Annotated in this window: 15 protein-coding genes; 2 read left to right on the top strand and 13 right to left on the bottom strand. The window is 64.7% G+C overall.

Annotated features, from left to right (window positions below; translation table 11 throughout):
* Nucleotides 1-17: 17 nt before the first annotated feature.
* From HF916_RS25230 to HF916_RS25210, 5 genes are all read right to left on the bottom strand, one after another.
* On the bottom strand, nt 18-812 hold the full coding sequence (locus HF916_RS25230; protein ID WP_168791489.1) for an ABC transporter permease: 795 nt from the start codon (nt 810-812) through the stop codon (nt 18-20).
* Nucleotides 809-1,717 (bottom strand): ABC transporter permease, encoded by a 909-nt coding sequence (locus HF916_RS25225; RefSeq protein ID WP_168791488.1) that lies wholly within the window; start codon nt 1,715-1,717, stop codon nt 809-811. Before HF916_RS25225 ends, HF916_RS25230 begins: the two co-directional genes overlap by 4 nt.
* Nucleotides 1,714-3,051, bottom strand: a complete 1,338-nt coding sequence (locus HF916_RS25220) for an NAD(P)/FAD-dependent oxidoreductase (RefSeq protein ID WP_168792144.1) — start codon at nt 3,049-3,051, stop codon at nt 1,714-1,716. The genes HF916_RS25225 and HF916_RS25220 overlap by 4 nt, the downstream gene beginning before the upstream one ends.
* Nucleotides 3,052-3,055: 4 nt before the next feature.
* A complete protein-coding gene (locus tag HF916_RS25215; RefSeq protein ID WP_168791487.1) occupies nt 3,056-3,769 on the bottom strand; it encodes an HAD-IA family hydrolase in 714 nt (237 codons plus the stop codon).
* Nucleotides 3,770-3,834: 65 nt separating this feature from the next.
* On the bottom strand, nt 3,835-4,914 hold the full coding sequence (locus HF916_RS25210) for an ABC transporter ATP-binding protein (RefSeq protein ID WP_168791486.1): 1,080 nt from the start codon (nt 4,912-4,914) through the stop codon (nt 3,835-3,837).
* A 101-nt stretch (nt 4,915-5,015) separates the two neighbouring features.
* On the opposite strand from HF916_RS25210, the gene HF916_RS25205 reads away from it, so the two are divergent.
* Nucleotides 5,016-5,987, top strand: coding sequence for a LysR substrate-binding domain-containing protein (locus tag HF916_RS25205; protein WP_168791485.1), 972 nt, complete (start codon nt 5,016-5,018; stop codon nt 5,985-5,987).
* An 80-nt stretch (nt 5,988-6,067) separates the two neighbouring features.
* Here the strand turns inward: HF916_RS25205 and HF916_RS25200 are convergent, their stop codons facing one another.
* Nucleotides 6,068-6,655 (bottom strand): TetR/AcrR family transcriptional regulator, encoded by a 588-nt coding sequence (locus HF916_RS25200; protein ID WP_168791484.1) that lies wholly within the window; start codon nt 6,653-6,655, stop codon nt 6,068-6,070.
* A 197-nt stretch (nt 6,656-6,852) separates the two neighbouring features.
* On the opposite strand from HF916_RS25200, the gene HF916_RS25195 reads away from it, so the two are divergent.
* Nucleotides 6,853-7,629: an SDR family NAD(P)-dependent oxidoreductase gene (locus tag HF916_RS25195; RefSeq protein ID WP_168791483.1), complete on the top strand. Its 777-nt coding sequence runs from the start codon at nt 6,853-6,855 to the stop codon at nt 7,627-7,629.
* 60 nt (nt 7,630-7,689) lie between these two features.
* Here HF916_RS25195 and HF916_RS25190 read toward each other — a convergent pair whose 3' ends face one another.
* From HF916_RS25190 to HF916_RS25160, 7 genes are all read right to left on the bottom strand, one after another.
* Complete coding sequence (locus tag HF916_RS25190) at nt 7,690-8,655, bottom strand: D-2-hydroxyacid dehydrogenase (protein ID WP_168791482.1); 966 nt, start codon at nt 8,653-8,655, stop codon at nt 7,690-7,692.
* 18 nt (nt 8,656-8,673) lie between these two features.
* Nucleotides 8,674-10,722, bottom strand: a complete 2,049-nt coding sequence (gene tkt, locus HF916_RS25185) for a transketolase (RefSeq protein WP_240975490.1) — start codon at nt 10,720-10,722, stop codon at nt 8,674-8,676.
* Nucleotides 10,723-10,873: 151 nt separating this feature from the next.
* Nucleotides 10,874-12,733 (bottom strand): TRAP transporter large permease subunit, encoded by a 1,860-nt coding sequence (locus HF916_RS25180; protein ID WP_168791481.1) that lies wholly within the window; start codon nt 12,731-12,733, stop codon nt 10,874-10,876.
* Nucleotides 12,734-12,737: 4 nt separating this feature from the next.
* Complete coding sequence (locus tag HF916_RS25175) at nt 12,738-13,781, bottom strand: TRAP transporter substrate-binding protein (RefSeq protein WP_168791480.1); 1,044 nt, start codon at nt 13,779-13,781, stop codon at nt 12,738-12,740.
* Nucleotides 13,782-13,948: 167 nt separating this feature from the next.
* Complete coding sequence (locus HF916_RS25170; RefSeq protein WP_168791479.1) at nt 13,949-14,713, bottom strand: SDR family NAD(P)-dependent oxidoreductase; 765 nt, start codon at nt 14,711-14,713, stop codon at nt 13,949-13,951.
* An 88-nt stretch (nt 14,714-14,801) separates the two neighbouring features.
* Nucleotides 14,802-15,800, bottom strand: a complete 999-nt coding sequence (locus tag HF916_RS25165; RefSeq protein WP_168791478.1) for a transketolase family protein — start codon at nt 15,798-15,800, stop codon at nt 14,802-14,804.
* Nucleotides 15,797-16,642: a transketolase gene (locus tag HF916_RS25160; protein WP_168791477.1), complete on the bottom strand. Its 846-nt coding sequence runs from the start codon at nt 16,640-16,642 to the stop codon at nt 15,797-15,799. Before HF916_RS25160 ends, HF916_RS25165 begins: the two co-directional genes overlap by 4 nt.
* Nucleotides 16,643-16,722: the final 80 nt, after the last annotated feature.

Raw genomic sequence — 16,722 nt, 5'->3', positions numbered from 1 at the left:
CTATCTTCAGAAAGAGGTTAGGCGCGCGCCGCGCCCGAGCGGCGGCTCACCACGACGATCATCACGAGGCACAGCGTCAGCGCCGTGAGCATCGTGCTGATCGCGGCGATGGTCGGATCGATCTCGTCGCGCAGCGTCACGAACATGCGGCGTGTCAGCGTCTGGTTCGAACCGCCCGACACGAACAGTGCGACCACCGTTTCGTCGAGTGCCTGAATGAACACGAACACCGCGCCGGAAATCACGCTGGCCTTGATCTGCGGCAGCGTCACCGTCATGAAGCTGCGAAAGCGATTCATGCCGAGACTGCGCGCGACCATCTCCTGCGTGCGGTCGAAGGTGCGCAGATCGGCGCCGACCGAAATCAGCACGTACGGCAACCCGAGCATCGTGTCGGCGAGAATCAGGCCGCCGAGCGTATTCACGTAGCCCGCCTGAGAGTACACGAAGAACACGCCCACCGCGACGATGATGATCGGCACCATCAACGGCAGCATCAGCAGCGTGCGCAGATAGCGCATGATCCAGTGCGTGCCGTTCTGGATCGCGTACGCAGCGGCCACGCCGAGCGGCGTGGCAATCAGCGCGGCGCCGATCGATGCGGTCAGTGTGGTGCGCGCGGCGTCGATCCATGCGGGGTTGTCGAAGAACGAGTGATACCAGCGCAGCGAGTAGGCCGGCGGCGGGAAGGTCATGAAGCGCGTGTCGGAGAACGACAGCGGCACCACGATCAGCACCGGCACCATCAGGAACAGCAGAATCAGCACGACGGCCGCGCCGAGGACGATCCGTCCGAACGGGAGTTTGTTCATTTCGCGCCCAGGGTCTTTTCGAGTGGCACCACGCGGCTCGCGGCATAGAAAATCGCGAACACGCAGATCAGCAGCACGACGCTCACGGCACTCGCCGCGCCCCAACTGTTGTAGATCTCGACGTTGCGACTCACCACCATCGACACCATGATCGACTTGCCGCCGCCCATCAGTTCAGGCGTGATGTAGAAGCCGAGGCACAGTACGAACACGAGCGTCACGCCGGCGAACACGCCGCTCATCGAGAGCGGCAGGAACACGCGCAGGAACACGTGCAGCGGCGAGCCGCCCAGGCTCGCGCCGGCTTGCGAGAGATTGGCGGGGATTTTCTGCATCGCCGAATAGAGCGGCAGCACCATGAACGGCAGCAGGATATGCACCATCGCGATGACCGTGCCGAACTGGTTGTACGCGAGTTGCACCGGCCGGTCGACCAACCCCGACGCGATCAGCGCCTTGTTGACCAGACCCGTACGCTGCAACAGCACGAGCCACGCGTAGGTGCGCACGAGTACGCTGGTCCAGAACGGCAGAATCACCATGCCGAGGACGAGCGCGCTCAGCTTCGGCGGCAACGAGGCGGCGAAATAGGCCACCGGATAGCCGAGCAACAGCGTAATGACGGTCACGACGATGCTCAGCTTGAATGTCAGCAGAAACGTTTCGAGGTAGGCGCCGGTGAACATGCGCCGGTAGTTTTCGAGCGTGAAACCGTCGTGATAGATGGACTGCCACGACAGCCACGCGAGCGGCACGACCAGCAGCACGACGATCACGAGGAGCGCCGGGGTCATCAGGAGAAGCATCGTCCGATCCTCGCGGCGCTGATAGCGCGCGGCGGGATCGGACTCGGTGGCCTGCATCAAGGTGGTTCCCTGGAGCATCCGTTTGGCGGTTGTCATCATGCACCTACGGCGTCGAGAAACTGATACCACGCCGCGACGAGTCTCACACCCGGCGCGCGCAGCGAATGAAAGGGCACGGGCCGCAGACCGGGCGCGCCGAGCAGCGAAAGCTCGGGCGTTTCGGCGAGCGCAAGCGCGGCGGCATGCTGGCCGAGCAGGCTCGCCATCGCGACGCCCGCTCCGTTATACCCGAGACAAAAGGTCGTGGCGTTGTCGCTGCGTCCGACATGCGGCAGCGAATTGAATGTCATGCCCACATAGCCCGACCAGCGATAGTCCACGCGCACGTCCGCGAGATCGGGAAAGAGCGCGATCATGGCGCGCTGCAGTGCATCGAAGCCGGTCGTTTGCCCTTCCTTGCCGAATGCGTCGCGTCCGCCGAACAGCATGCGGCCGTCCACTTTGCGGAACCACTTCATCATGCGCCGCGTTTCGGTGTAGCTGCGGCGTTCGACCATCAGGCGCGCGTCGAGGTCGGCGGGAAGGCGCTCGGTGGCGATCATCGCGCTGCGAAACGGCACGAGTTCGCGTTGATACGGTGCGGTGGCCGCCGTGAGATCCGAGTACGCATTGGTCGCGACGATGACCTGTTTCGCTCGCACCGTGCCGCCGGGCGTGCGCAGCGTCACGCGTGCGTCGCCGGGCGCGCGTTGCATCTGCCGCACCGGCGTCGATTCGTAGATCGGCACACCGCGCAGCGTGAGTCCGCGCGCGAGTCCCCGCACGTATTCGAGCGGCAGAATGGTGCCGGCGTCCGCGCTCAGCACGCCGCCGACAAAGCCCTTCGAACCCGTCTCGCGCTCGATCTCGGCGCGCGATTGCACGGTCATCGTGGTATCGCCGAGATGCGTGCGAACCCAGTCGGCTTCGGCGCGAATCGCGGCGAAGGCGGCTTCGGTGTGAGCACAGCGCAGACTGCCGGTGTGTTCGAAGCGGGCGCGCGCCAACTGGAATTCGTCGACCAGCGTCTCGACGACTCGCACGCCTTCATGCGCGAGACGATGCATACGCTTCGCGGTATCGAGGCCGTGCAACTTGTCGATGGTGGGAAACGACAGTCTGAACTTCGACGACACCACGCCGCCATTGCGCCCGCTCGCGCCCCAGCCGACCGGGTTCGCATCGAGCACCACGCAATCGACGCCGCGCTTTTGCAGCGCATAGGCAGCGGCGAGGCCTGAGTAGCCCGCACCGATCACGGCGACCTCGACTTCGAGATCGCGTGCGAGCGGCACACCGGTGCTGATCGCCGCACCCGCACCGGGCGATGCGGCAAGAAGTGCCCGCCAGAGCGAATCAGGCGCGGGCGTGGGACGTGTGGGCGGCGCGAGCATCGGCTCAGGCGGCGAGGCGTGCTTCGGCTTCGACGGCATCCGCGAGCGCGCCGAGCGTCGCGAACCTGAAGGTCGGCGTGGTCACGGCTTCCGGCACGGGCGTGGCGCCGAAGCCCTTCACGTTCTGACGGCGTTCGATCCAGCAGGTCGCATAGCCGAGTTTCGTCGCGATGCCGATGTCGTGATACTGGCTCTGCGCGGTGTGCAGGATTTCGCCGAACTTGTAGCCGAACGCCGCCTGACGGCCGCGGTTGTATGCGAAGAATTGCGGGTCGGGCTTGGCGACGCCGGTTTCGTCGCAGCAGACGCTGTCGTCGAACGGATCGCCGAGCGTGTGCGCGTAGGCCGAGAGCGCCACGCGGTCCGCGTTGGTCATCGCGACCAGGCGGAAGTGCTTGCGCAGACGCTTGAGCGCCGCGACCGAATCCGCGAACGCCGGCCATTCGAGCACGTCGCGCTGAAAAGCGGCGGCCGATTGCGCGTCGTCGTGCAGACCGAGTTCTTTCGCGAGCGAAAGATAGACGTTCGCCATTTCGTGGCTCGAACGGCCCGGATAGGTGGCGCGGCCGCGCATGTACGGCTCGAAGATCTGGTCGTCGGTCAGGTCCTTCGCTTTCGGGCCGCCAATGCGCCGCACGGAGGCGAGCACGCCGCGCTCGAAGTCGATGAGTGTGCCGACGACGTCGAACGTCAGGACCTTGAAATCGGTGAGCTTCATGAAATCATCCTTTTGCAATGTGCGGTGAATCGGAGAGGGAGTGCCCCACGCGTGGGCGGAGAAAATCAGGCGGGCACGACGATCGTGTCCTGCGGGTCGAGCGTCACGCTCATCTGTGCGCCCGGCTCGGGAATGCGGCGGCGCGCGTCGTGGCCGCCGGGTTGCCGCAGGCTGATGGCGGTGCCGTCGGCGAGCGCGGCGAACACGCGCAGACTTTCGCCCTGATACAGCACCTCGGTGACGCGGCACGACAGACGGTTGATGCCGTCGTTCTGCACGCCGCCGCCGTCGATCACGAGTTTTTCGGTCTGCACCGCGAGCAGCAGTTGGTTGCCGTGCGGCAGCGGATGCGCGGTGCGCAGCACGGTATCGCCGAGACGCACGGCGTCGTCGCCGGCGCGCGTCACGTTAAGCAACGTCGCCTCGCCGATGAAGCTCGCCACGAACGCGTCACACGGGCGGTCGTAGAGCCGCTCGGGCGTGTCGATCTGCACCAGCCGGCCGTTCTTCAGCACCGCCACGCGGTCGCTCATGGTGAGCGCCTCGCGCTGGTCGTGCGTCACGTAGACGATCGTCGCGCCGAGCTTGCGATGCAGCCGCCGCAGTTCGATCTGCATGGTCTCGCGCAGTTGCTTGTCGAGCGCGGACAGCGGTTCGTCCATCAGGATCAGTTGCGGCTCGAACACCATTGCGCGGGCAAGCGCCACGCGCTGCCGCTGGCCGCCGGAAAGCTGGCCGATGCCGCGGCTCTCGTAACCGGAGAGTTCGACCATCGCGAGCGCGTCGGCGACTTTCTTCGCCCACGTCCCTTTCGGTTGACGGCGCGCGCGCAACGGAAACGCGACGTTCTCGCCGACGCTCATATGCGGAAAAAGCGCGTAGTTCTGAAACACGATGCCGATATCGCGTTTGTGCGGCAGCGCAAATGTAATGTCGCGTTCGCCGACCCAGACCGCGCCCGAACTCGGCTGCACGAAGCCGCCGAGAATGCCGAGCAGGGTGGTCTTGCCCGAGCCCGAAGGGCCGAGCAGCGAGACGAATTCGCCGGGGGCGATGTCGAGTGAAACGTCGTCGAGGGCCACCACCTGGCCATAACGTTTCGCTGCCGATCGGATCGAAACACCTGTTTTCGCTCGTGCGTCCATTGCGTCCTGTCTCGCTGTAGAGGCCTGCGTTAGGGAAAATATAGGCTTCGCCATTTTTGGCGGCAATTCCCAAATTGTTGGATAAGGCATAACATCAAGTCATGCCTAATCTTCGCAAAAAACTGCCGAGCGCCAATGCGCTGTTCGTGTTCGAAGCTGCCGCGCGTTGCGGCAACTTCACGCGCGCGGCGCAGGAGTTATATGTGAGCCAGCCCGCGGTGAGCCGCATGCTGGCGCGCATGGAAGACCATCTTGGCGTGCGTCTGTTCGAGCGCGTGCGTGGCGGCATCGAGTTGACCGAGAACGGCAAGATTCTGTACCGGAAGATTTCCGAGGGCTTCAATGGCATTGAAGGCGCGATTCGAGAGATCGAAGCGCGTGCCACGGGGATGGAGTCGGTCACGCTGTCGGTGTCCACGGCGTTTACCACGCACTGGCTGATGCCGCGCATGAACCGGCTGAATCAGGCGTTTCCAAACGTCGACTTACGGTTTCAGTTGATCTCGGGGCGCATCGGCGGGCCGCTCGTCGACGTCGATCTCGGCATGCGCTTCCGGCGCGAGGACGAAATCGGCGAGAACAGCGTGCTGGTCATGCCGGAGACGCTGTTGCCGGTATGCAACCGGCGCTATGACGAGATCGCGGCCACCGAGGCGGGGCGCGCGCACGGCGACACGGTGATCGTCATGGACGACGGCGAGCGCGGCTGGCATGAGCGCTTTGAAGCGTTCGCGGCACACGGGCGGCACGCCGCGAGCATGCTGAGCTTCAACGACTACGCGATCGTCGTGCAGGCCGCGTTGCTCGGCCAGGGCGTCGCGCTCGGCTGGCTCAACGTGGTGTCGCACTGGCTGCTGGAGGGCGCGCTTCAGCCGGCGGAACAGGAACTGATCGTCACGAACCGGCGCTGCTGTCTGGTGTGGCCGGAGAGCCGCGCGCTGCGGCCGGCCGCGGCCGACGTGCGCGACTGGATCATCGAGGAAACGCGCGCGGATGTGCGCGCGGTCGATCGGGCTTATCCGACGTTGGGGCTGAAGCGCTCGCTGGGCGAGGCGGGGTTGGCGATCGGATAGGGCGGCGCGGGTGCGGCCTTGCCCGGGCAACGAGACGGACAACGTTTGCCGCCGGTCGAGACCGGCGCTGCTCCATCAAGCTACGCGTCAGCGCCTTGCGCCACGATCAGATCCAGCGAGCCGGCGAGAATCGATCTGGCGAGTTCGGGATCGTCGACCGCACGCGCCAGCGTTACCGCGCCGACGATGGTCGCGACAATGCCGAGCGCCAGGTTTTCGCTATCACCGGCCAACGTCTGTGCGATGCGCGATGCCAGCTTGTGCACGTATTGCGTCAGACTCTCGCGAACCTCCGGCGCCGCGTGCCGCGCTTCGCCGGCAAGCGAGCACAACGCGCAGCCGTTGCCCGGATTCTTGATGTGTTTCTCGCTGAGAAACATTTCGGCGATCGTGCGCAACGGTTCTTTCTTCGCCGACCCGTTCGCATTCGCCGCCGCGACTGTCGCGGCGATACGTTTTTCACTTTGAGCGACGGCATATTCGAGCGCCTCGATGATCAACGCATCACGCGACTCGAAGTGGCCGTAGAACGCGCCATGCGTAAGACCGGCGCGCCGCATGCAGTCCGCCACGCCGAGCGCCTCGATCCCATCTTCCCGAATCTGCCGTGCCGCTGTTTCCAGCACGCGCTGCCGGCTTTCTGCTTTTTGCGCCTGCGAGTAGCCCATTTCCGTCACCCCTCTTGACAATCTGCATGATGAGCATAATACTGAAAATGTACATGATGATCAACATGCAGATTGTTCGATGAGGGCGTCTTTCGCGGATGCCCGTATGCGGCGGCGTTTTTTGGCCGCTTAACCGTTACAGGCGTCGCACGGCCGTGACTTCCGGCGCGTTCGCGGCGCAATCAAGGAGAGAGATGATGCGTTTCTCAGGAAAAACAGCGTTGATTACCGGTGGGAATAGCGGCATTGGTTTCGTCACGGCGAAGCTGCTGATTGCCGAAGGCGCGCAAGTGGTGATCACCGGCCGCGACAGTGCGAAGCTGGATCAGGCCGTGTCCGAACTCGGCGAAAACGCGCTGGGCGTGCGGGCCAATCTGGATAACGAAGCAGAAATCGACGCGTTGTTCGAACAGATCAAGAGCAAATTCGGGTCGCTGGACATCGTGTTCGCCAACGCCGGCATCTCGGGTCCGACGCCGCTCGGCGGCACGACGGCCGCGGCGTTCGAGGCCATTCTTCGCACCAATCTGACTGCCGTCTTTCTGACGGTGCAAGCCGCATTGCCGTTGATGAGCGCGGGCGGCGCGGTCGTATTGAACGGCTCGGTGATGCGCGAACTCGGCTCGCCTGGCTCGTCGGCGTATTCGGCCACCAAGGCCGGCATAACGGGTATGGCGAAGGTGTTCGCGTCGGAGTTGGTGCAGCGTGGTATCCGCGTGAATACCGTAATCCCCGGTGGCACGCGCACGCCGATCTGGACGCGTGGCGCGCGCGAAGGCGCGACGCTCGACGGAACGGAACAGGCTTTTGCACCGCGCATTCCCATGGAGCGCCTCGCCGCGCCGGAAGAAGTCGCGGCGGCGGTGCTGTTCCTCGCTTCGGGTGACGCGTCGGGAATGACGGGCGCGGAAATCGTCGTGGATGGCGGCACGATTGGGGCACCGTGGGGCGCGCCGATTTTCCGTCAGGGTTGATGCTGCGGTAGCGATAGGTAGCCGCGCCGGACGATGAAATCGGCGGCGCGGCTACTGGGCTCAATACGCCCCACTCACCAGATTCGTCGGCGTACCGTTGACGAAATTCTCGATGTTATCCATCAACTGATTCGCCAGACTCTGCTGCGCTTCATCTGACGCCCACGCCACATGCGGCGTCAGAATCACGTTCGGCCGGCCGGCCGCGCGCAACAGCGGGTTATCGTCGGCGGGCGGCTCGCTCGCGGTCACGTCGAAACCCGCGCCGCTGATCAGCCCTTCGTCGAGCGCCTGCACGAGCGCGGCTTCATCCACGAGGCCGCCGCGCGCCGTGTTGATGATCAACGGCCGGCGCTGCATCGCGCGGAACTCGGGCATGGCGAGCATATTGCGCGTGTGCGGCGTAAGCGGACTGTGCACGGTGATGATGTCGCTGGTCGCGAGCACCTCGTCCCACGGCGTGTACAGCGGGCCGAGACCTTCGCGTCCCTTGTGCGCGGCGAACATCGGCTGCATGCCGAAGGCCTTGCCGAGTTCCGCCACGCGCTGTCCCAGCACCCCTTCGCCGATGATGCCGAGCCGCGCGCCGGCCAGATCGTGAATCGCGTGCGTGAAGAAACAGAACTGTCCGGACTTTTGCCACTCGCCGGCGAGCACGTCGTCGCGATAGGCGACCAGATTGCGCCGCAGCGCGAGGATCAGCGCGAACGTATGCTCGGGCACGGTGTTGATCGCATAGCCGCGAATATTGTTCACTGCAATGCCAAGCCGCTGAGCCGCCGCCTTGTCGACGCAATCCGTGCCGGTCGCGGCCACCGCGACGAGTTTCAGTTCCGGCAACTGCTCCAGCACTTCTGCCGTCAGCGCCACCTTGTTGGTAATCGCAATCGACGCACCGCTCAGCCGCTCGATCAATTGATCCGGCGTGGTGCGGTCGTGCTCGATCAACTGATGCTCGAAGCGCGGCTCGCGCAACACGATCTGCGGTGCGAGGGTCGTGCGGTCCAGAAAAACGATCTTATGCATGGTTAGGTATCCGATTATTTACAGATGCCGCTTGGCTTCAGCGACGATATGCTGCGCGGTGATGCCGAAGTGCTCGTACAGCGTCTCCGCCGAAGCCGACGCGCCGAAACCGGTCATGCCGACAAAGCCGCCGCGCTCGCCGAGATAGCGGTCCCAGCCGAACCGCAACGCCGCTTCCACGCCGACGCGTACGGTGTCCGAACCGAGCACAGCGGCGCGATAGGCATCGTCCTGTTCGTCGAAAATCTCCCAACACGGCATGGACACCACGGCCGTCGCGATGCCTTCGTCCTGCAACTGGCGGCGCGCCTGCACGGCCAACACGACTTCGGAACCGGTTGCCAATAGCGTCACAACGCGCGCGCCGCCTTCGGCCTCTTCGAGTACGTAAGCGCCGCGTTGCGACAATGGCTCAGCGCTATATTCACGGCGCACCAACGGCAGCGCCTGGCGCGCGAACACCAGCGTGCTCGGACCGCGCCGATGTTCGAGCGCGAGCGCCCAGCACTCGGCGGCTTCGACGGCATCGGCGGGACGCAGCACGCGCATGTTCGGCATCGCGCGCAGCGAGGCGAGAATCTCGACGGGTTGATGCGTCGGCCCATTTTTGCCGACGCCGATCGAATCGTGACTGAACACGAAGTGCACTGGCAGGCCCATCAGCGCCGCCATGCGCATGGCCGGCCGCTGATAGTCGGAGAACGCGAGATAAGTGACACTCGTCGCGATCACGCCGCCATGCGCGGCCATGCCGTTGGCCATCGCGCCCATTACATGTTCGCGCACGCCGCAGTGGACGTAGGCGCCGCTGCGGTCCTCGGCAGTAAAGGCATGCAACTGACGCTTGTGGCCCGTGGGCGCTTCGAGATCGGCGCAGCCCACCATGCGTTCCGGCAACAGCGGCGCAAGCAGATCGCTGATCTCGCCCGATACGGTGATGCCGGGCTGCGGCTCGTTGCGCTCCACGGCGCGCTTGCGGTAGTCGTCGAGCACATCGCGCCAGCCTTGTGGCAGATGGCCGGACTGGACTCGTTCGAACTCGTCGCGCTGCGCGGCGGGCAACGCGGCGAGACGTTCGTGCCATGCGTAGTACAGCGGGTCGCTACGTCGTCCGGCCGCGCGCCATGCGCCGAGAATCTGCGCGGGTATCTCGAACGGCGCGTGCGGCCAGCCGAGTGCGTCACGGGCCGCGTCGGCGTCCGTCTGGAACAGCTTGCCGCTATGGCCGCCGCGCTGTCCTTGCAAGCGCGCAATGCCGCGGCCGATCACGGTCTTGCACGCGATCATCGAAGGCCGCGGGTCCGCGCGGGCGATCGTCAGTGCCGCGGATACCGCTTCGAGATCGTGCCCGTCGACTTCGACGACATGCCACCCGCCGACGCGAAAGCGCGCGCAAACGTCTTCGCTGATCGAGAGGGACGTGCTGCCGTCGTCGGTGATCTGGTTGTCGTCCCAGCAGAGGATCAGCTTGCCCAGTTGCAGATGCCCGGCCAACGAAATCATCTCCTGACCGACGCCTTCCTGCAGACAGCCGTCGCCGACGAACGCATACGTGTAGTGGTCGACGAGGTCGCTGCCGAATTTCGCCGCGAGATACGCTTCGGCGATGGCCATGCCAAACGCGTTGGCGATGCCCTGGCCGAGCGGGCCGGTGGTGGCTTCGATACCGTGCGCCGGTTCGTACTCGGGATGACCCGCGCAATGCGAGCCTAGCTCGCGAAAGGTCTTGATCTGTTCGAGCCCGATGGCGTCATAGCCGGTGAGATACAGCAGCGAATACAGCAGCAGCGAACCGTGGCCGTTGGACAGCACGAAGCGGTCGCGGTCGGGCCAGGTCGGATCGGCAGGATTGAATTTCAGGTGACGCGTGTACAGCGCGGTGGCGATTTCCGCCATGCCGAGCGGCACGCCCTGATGGCCTTCGCCGGCGCGCAGAATCGTATCGATGGAAAGGAAGCGGATCGCGTCTGCCAAGGGCAAGCGCGCGATTTGAGCAGCCCGCGGCAACGGCGTGATCGAAGCAGACGAAGCGTTCGGTACGGCAGACGGGGCTTCGGTGGTGGACATGGCAAAAGGCTCCTCTACGCCGCTCCGTCATGCGGAGCGGGCGTCAATCAGACAAATCGAACAAATCGAATGGAATGGCCCGAAGAAGCGGGCGGAAGAACATTGCGCGAGGCATTGCGGCGTTGGCCTCGCGCTTGAAGAGATCAAAGGCTCAATGCAGAAAGCCCGTCGAAATCCACGGTACCGCTGCCACGATGATCAGCCCCGCCATCAACGCGGCGATGTAGCCGAGAATCGGCTTCATGCCTTCGTCCGGGTGGATGCGGCTCACCGCGCAAGCGGAGTAGTAGCCCACGCCGAACGGCGGCGCGAACAGGCCCACGCCCATCGAGAGGATCACGACCATTGCGTAATGCACGTCGTGGATATGCATGGCCCGCGCAATCGGAAACATCAGCGGGCCGAACAGTACGATGGCCGGAATGCCTTCGAGTACGCTGCCGAGAATCACGAACATGCAGATCGACGCCGCCATGAACATCGCCGCGCCGCCCGGCAATGCGCCCAAGGTCTGCGCGAGTTGGCCTGAGAAGCCGGATTGCGTCAGCGCCCACGCCATCGCGGTGGCCGCGCCGATGATCAGCAGGATCGCGCCGGACAGCGTCGCCGTATCGATCAGCATCGGCTTGAGCCGCTTCCACTCGAAACGGCGATAGATCAGCAAGCCGGCCAGCACCGCATACGCAATGCCGATAGTCGAGACTTCGGTCGCCGTCGCGATGCCCTCGACCACCGCCGCGCGGATCACAAACGGTAGCGCGAGCGCCGGAATCGCGATCACCAGCTTGCGCAGAATCTCGCCACGCGTCGCGCGCTTGACGCTCGACATGTCCTCGCGCCGATAGCGCCATTGCACGACGATGCACAGCGTGATCGCCAGCACGATGCCCGGCAGCATGCCGCCCGTGAAGAGCGCGGAGATCGACACGCCGGTCACCGAGCCGAGCGTGATCAGCACGAGGCTCGGCGGAATCGTCTCGGTCTGAGCGCCGGTCGCGGCGAGCAGCGCGACCAGATCGCCGGGTTTCGCGCCGCGCGCCTTCATCTCTGGAAACAGCACCGGCGCGACCGCCGCCATGTCGGCGGCTTTCGATCCTGAGATGCCGGAGACGAGATACATGGCGCCGACCAGCACGTACGAGAGACCGCCGCGCACGTGACCCAGCAGGCTCGCGAGAAACGCGATCATCGCCGCGGCCATGCCGGTCATCTCGATCAACTGACCGAGAAACACGAAGAGCGGCACGGACAGCAGGATCAGATGCGACATGCCTTCGTCCATCCGGCCGACCACCACCGGCATCGGCGTGTTCGTGGTCAGTGCGAGGTAGCCGAAGGTGGCGAGGCCGAACGAGAACGCGATGGGCACGCCGCTCAGCACGCCGAGCGCCACGAGCCCGACGAAGAAGATCAGCAGGTTCAGATTGCCAAGGTCGCGCAACAGCGGCCCGAGCGCGATGAAGATGCCGACCAGCGCGCCGACCGTCGCGACCGCGCCCAGCACGAGACGCCAGTTGCCCATGCGCGCGAGGCGCACCACGGCAACCAGCAGCATCAGCGCCGAGCCGATCGGCAACGCGGCGGCACGCCACGAGTTTGACAGTTCGAGCGCGGGCGTGGTGATGAACGACTCGTCCTGCGCGAAGCTGATGGCCGGGCCGATCACCATCGCGAGAAACGCGATCGGCGCGGCGATTGCCACCACGTCGAGAAACGCGCGTATACCCGGCGGCGCCATGCCGACCAGCGCCGTCATCCGCATATGCTCGCCACGCCGCAAGGCGATCACGGCGCCGAGCATGGCGAGCCAGAGGAACAGCATCGAGGCGAGTTCGTCGGACCAGACGAGCGGCGAGTGCAGGATATAGCGGCTCGTCACGCCGGCCAGCAGCACGACGATTTCCGCCAGCACCAGCAAAGCAGCGGGAATCTCCACCAGGTGCCCGAGTGCGGAATCGAGCGCGCAGGCGAAGCGGTGCTGCCGCTCGTGCGAATAAGAGATCGAGATCATCGCATTACCCCAGTTTTCCGACGGACTTCTCCAGCAGACCCCAGGCTTCGTCGCCGTATTTGCTCTTCCAGTCGTGGTAGAAGCTCGTCTTGGCCAGTGCGGCGCGGAACGACTCACGATTCACGTCGATGAAGGTAATGCCCTTGGTTTTCAGATCGTCGCGCAGGGAGTTGCTCAGCTTCGCGATGTCCGCGCGCTGCAGCATCGCGGCCTTTTCGAATTCGCGCGTGACGATGGTGCGGATATCCGCCGGCAGCCGTTCCCACGCGGCGCGGTTGCCGAGAATCCAGTAACCGTCCCACACGTGCGAAGTGAGGCTGATGTACTTCTGCACTTCGTACAGCTTGGCCGTGGCGATGATCGGCAGCGGATTCTCCTGGCCTTCTACCACGCCGGTTTGCAAGGCCGAATACAGTTCGTTGAAATTGATCGGCGACGGGCCCGCGTCGAGCGCCTTGAACAGCGAGGTCAGCATCGGCGCCTGCGGCACGCGAATCTTGAAGCCTTTCAGATCGGCCGGCGCACGCAGCGCGCGCGTGGACGAACTGATCTGGCGGAAGCCGTTGTCCCACACCTTGCTGACCGACACGATGCCCGACTTGGCGATCTGCCCACGGATGTAATTGCCGAGGTCGCCGTCCATGGCTTTCCACACCGCGTCGTAGTCCTTGAACGCGAAGCCGGTGTTGACGATGCCCGCGGCCGGCGTGAGCGTCGCGAGAATCGACGAGGCCTGGTTGAAGAACTCCACGCCGCCGTTGCGCACCTGCGAGAGCAGATCGGTATCGGAGCCGAGCTGGTTCTGCGGAAACAGCTTGATGTCGAGGCGGCCATTGGTCGCTTCGCGAATGTGATTGATCGCCTCCTGGGCGCGGATGTTCACTGGATGCGTCGGGTCCTGGCCGGTGGCGAGCTTGTACGAAAACTCGGGTGCCGCCATGGCGCGCCGCGAGACGCTCCATAACGGCACGGCTGCGGACAGGGTCGCGCCGGCCTTCAGAAAGGTGCGGCGACTGATGCCCTGCGGGGCGTTCGAACGGTTAGTCATGGTGTCTTCCTCCAAACCTGGATCGCGCGTCGTTATGTTTTTCGAATCTCGAGCGCAGCGGCTGCACGTGTCGCGCGCCGCGCCCGTTTGTTCTCTACTTCTTCACTACAGGGTCTCCACTGCCGCCGCCGGCCTCCCGCCGTGCGGCCCGTCCTGCTGGAGCAAAATCAGCCGTGAATCAGCATGCCGCCGTTCACGTCGATCACCGCGCCGGTGATATACGAGGACAGGTCCGACGCGAGGAACAGGAACGCGCCGGCTACATCGTCAGGCACGCCGAGGCGATTCAGCGGAATGCCCGAGAGAATCTCGACGCGCTTGTCGTCGCTGATCTTGCCGGCGTTGATGTCGGTCTGGATCAGGCCGGGCGTCACGCAGTTCACGCGAATGCCGTCGTTGCCGAGTTCGCGCGCCATCGCTTTCGCGAGGCCGAGCACGCCGGCTTTGGCCGCCGAATAATGCGGACCGCCGAGAATGCCGCCGCCGCGCTGCGCGGACACCGACGACATGCAGCCGATCGAGCCGCTCTTCTGCTTCTTCATTTGCGGCACGACGGCTTGCGACAGATACAGCACGCCGCGCAAGTTGACATCGAGAATGCGGTCCCAGCTTTCCGGGTCGATGTCGAGCAGCTTGGCCGCCTGGGTTATCCCGGCGTTATTGATCAGGATATCGATCGAACCGAAATCGGCGACGGCGCGCTCGACGGCCGCCGAACAGGCGCCACGGTCGGTGACGTTGCACACATAGCCGCGATGCTCCGGCCCGATCGAAGCAGCGGCTTCTACCGCAGCCTTTTCGTCGAGATCGAAAATGGCGATGCGCGCGCCATGAGCGGCGAATTTGCGTGCGGTCGCCATGCCGATGCCGCGCGGCGACGCACCGCCGGAAATGACGGCGACCTTGCCCTCGAGAAGACGTGACTCTGACATGTTGCGGATCTCCTGAATGTGATGTTTATGGTTTGCTACGTCGTTGGCTATGGGTGACTACGCTTGCTTGTGCTGACTGAATCAGCGCCTAGCGCAGCCAGCCTTTAATGGTGTCGCACATCGCCTCGGTCGAAATGCCGTAGCGGTCGTGCAGCGTCGGCAGCGCGCCGGCATCGAGAAAGGCATCGGGCAGGCCGATCTGACGGAAGGGCGGCGTGACGCCATTGGTCAGCAGCACGGTGGCCACGGCCTCGCCGAGTCCGCCGATCACCGTATGGTTCTCCGCCACGATCACGAGGCGTCCCGGACGGCGCGCTTCGCGCAGCAGCGTGACGGCGTCAAGCGGCTTGATGGTCGGCACATGCAGCACGCCCACGTCGATGCGGTCGGCGGCGAGCGCCTTGGCCGTTTCGAGCGCGCGCATCGTCATGATCCCGGACGAGATGATCAGTACTTCGGTGCCGTCGCGCAGCAGCTTCGCTTTGCCGAGTTCGAACTGATAGTCGTATTCGTCGAGCACGACCGGCACATTGCCGCGCAGAAGCCGCGCGTACACCGGGCCGCGATGGTCGGCAATGGCCGGCACCATCTGTTCGATCTCGAGCGCGTCGCACGGGTCGATCACCGTGAGGTTCGGCATCGCGCGGAACAGGGCGAGGTCTTCGGCCGCCTGGTGGCTCGGGCCGTAACCGGTTGTGAGGCCGGGCAACGCGCAGACCAGCTTGACGTCGAGGTTGTCCTCGGCGATCGCCTGATGAATGAAGTCGTAGGCGCGGCGCGCGGCGAACACCGCGTAGGTGGTGACGAACGGCTGCGCGCCTTCGTGCGCCATGCCGGCGGCGGCGCCCATCAGCAGTTGCTCGGCCATGCCCATCTGATAGAAACGCTCGGGGTATTCCTTCGCGAACAGATGCAGGTCGGTGTATTTGCCGAGGTCGGCGGTCATGCCGACCACTTCGGGCCGGTTGCGCGCCAGTTCCACCAGCGCGTGGCCGAACGGCGCGGAGCGGGTGATCTGGCCTTCGCCGGCGATCGAGGCGATCATCGCCGAAGTCTTCAGACGCGGTTTCGGTGCGGCGGCGCTCATACGGTTCTCCCGGCTTCCAGCGCTTGCAGCGCGAGTTGCCACTCGTCTGCGTCGACGCGGATAAAGTGGTTCTTCTCGCGTGCTTCGAGAAACGGCACGCCGCAGCCCATGCGCGTATCGCAAACAATGATCCGCGGCTGCGCTTCAGGATGCGCGCGCGCCGCATCGAACGCGGCGACCACCGCCGCGAGATCGTTGCCGTCCACGCGCTGCACGAACCAGCCGAACGCCAGCAGCTTGTCGACCAGCGGCTCGAACGCCATGACCGCCGAAGACGGCCCGTCGGCTTGCTGGTTGTTCACATCGACCATCGCGATCAGGTTGTCGAGCTTCCAGTGCGCGGCGGACATCAGGCCTTCCCATACCGCGCCTTCGTCGAGTTCGCCGTCCGAGAACAGCGTGTAGACGGTGGCGTCCGAACCCTTGCGCTTGAGACCCAGGCAGCGGCCGACCGCGATCGTCAGCCCCTGTCCCAGCGAGCCGCCGGACATCTCCATGCCGGGCGTGTAGCTCGCCATGCCGGACATCGGCAGGCGGCTGTCGTCGCTGCCATAGGTCTCCAGTTCTTCGTCGGCGATGATGCCGGCTTCCATCAGCGCCGCGTACAGGGCGATCGCGTAGTGGCCGTTGGAGAGCAGGAAGCGATCGCGGCCTTCCCATTCGGGATCGTCGGCGCGATAACGCATGGCGCGGAAGTAAGCGACCGCCAGCACGTCGGCAATGTCGAGCGCCTGGCCGATATAGCCTTGCCCTTGCACCTCGCCCATGCGTAGCGCGTTGCGGCGGATCTGGTAGGCGTGCTCCGCGAGTTTGGGATACGGGGCGGTTTCGCTGGTGTTCACGTTTGTCTCCACATTGATCTTTTCGTGGGCCGCATCGACGCCGCAGCCAGTGATGACAAGCGTAATCGGACGCGAGCAAG

It is taken from the genome of Paraburkholderia aromaticivorans (assembly GCF_012689525.1).
Classification (GTDB): Bacteria; Pseudomonadota; Gammaproteobacteria; order Burkholderiales; family Burkholderiaceae; genus Paraburkholderia; species Paraburkholderia aromaticivorans_A.
This window is presented reverse-complemented; position numbering and strand designations above follow the sequence as displayed.

Coding starts and splice junctions, on each gene's coding strand:
- HF916_RS25200 (WP_168791484.1), bottom strand. CDS start 6,655: ATGGGCTACTCGCAGGCGCAAAAAGCAGAAAGCCGGCAGCGCGTGCTG.
- HF916_RS25195 (WP_168791483.1), top strand. CDS start 6,853: ATGCGTTTCTCAGGAAAAACAGCGTTGATTACCGGTGGGAATAGCGGC.
- HF916_RS25180 (WP_168791481.1), bottom strand. CDS start 12,733: ATGATCTCGATCTCTTATTCGCACGAGCGGCAGCACCGCTTCGCCTGC.
- HF916_RS25190 (WP_168791482.1), bottom strand. CDS start 8,655: ATGCATAAGATCGTTTTTCTGGACCGCACGACCCTCGCACCGCAGATC.
- HF916_RS25225 (WP_168791488.1), bottom strand. CDS start 1,717: ATGATGACAACCGCCAAACGGATGCTCCAGGGAACCACCTTGATGCAG.
- HF916_RS25230 (WP_168791489.1), bottom strand. CDS start 812: ATGAACAAACTCCCGTTCGGACGGATCGTCCTCGGCGCGGCCGTCGTG.
- HF916_RS25210 (WP_168791486.1), bottom strand. CDS start 4,914: ATGGACGCACGAGCGAAAACAGGTGTTTCGATCCGATCGGCAGCGAAA.
- tkt (WP_240975490.1), bottom strand. CDS start 10,722: ATGTCCACCACCGAAGCCCCGTCTGCCGTACCGAACGCTTCGTCTGCT.
- HF916_RS25175 (WP_168791480.1), bottom strand. CDS start 13,781: ATGACTAACCGTTCGAACGCCCCGCAGGGCATCAGTCGCCGCACCTTT.
- HF916_RS25170 (WP_168791479.1), bottom strand. CDS start 14,713: ATGTCAGAGTCACGTCTTCTCGAGGGCAAGGTCGCCGTCATTTCCGGC.
- HF916_RS25165 (WP_168791478.1), bottom strand. CDS start 15,800: ATGAGCGCCGCCGCACCGAAACCGCGTCTGAAGACTTCGGCGATGATC.
- HF916_RS25205 (WP_168791485.1), top strand. CDS start 5,016: ATGCCTAATCTTCGCAAAAAACTGCCGAGCGCCAATGCGCTGTTCGTG.
- HF916_RS25220 (WP_168792144.1), bottom strand. CDS start 3,051: ATGCTCGCGCCGCCCACACGTCCCACGCCCGCGCCTGATTCGCTCTGG.
- HF916_RS25215 (WP_168791487.1), bottom strand. CDS start 3,769: ATGAAGCTCACCGATTTCAAGGTCCTGACGTTCGACGTCGTCGGCACA.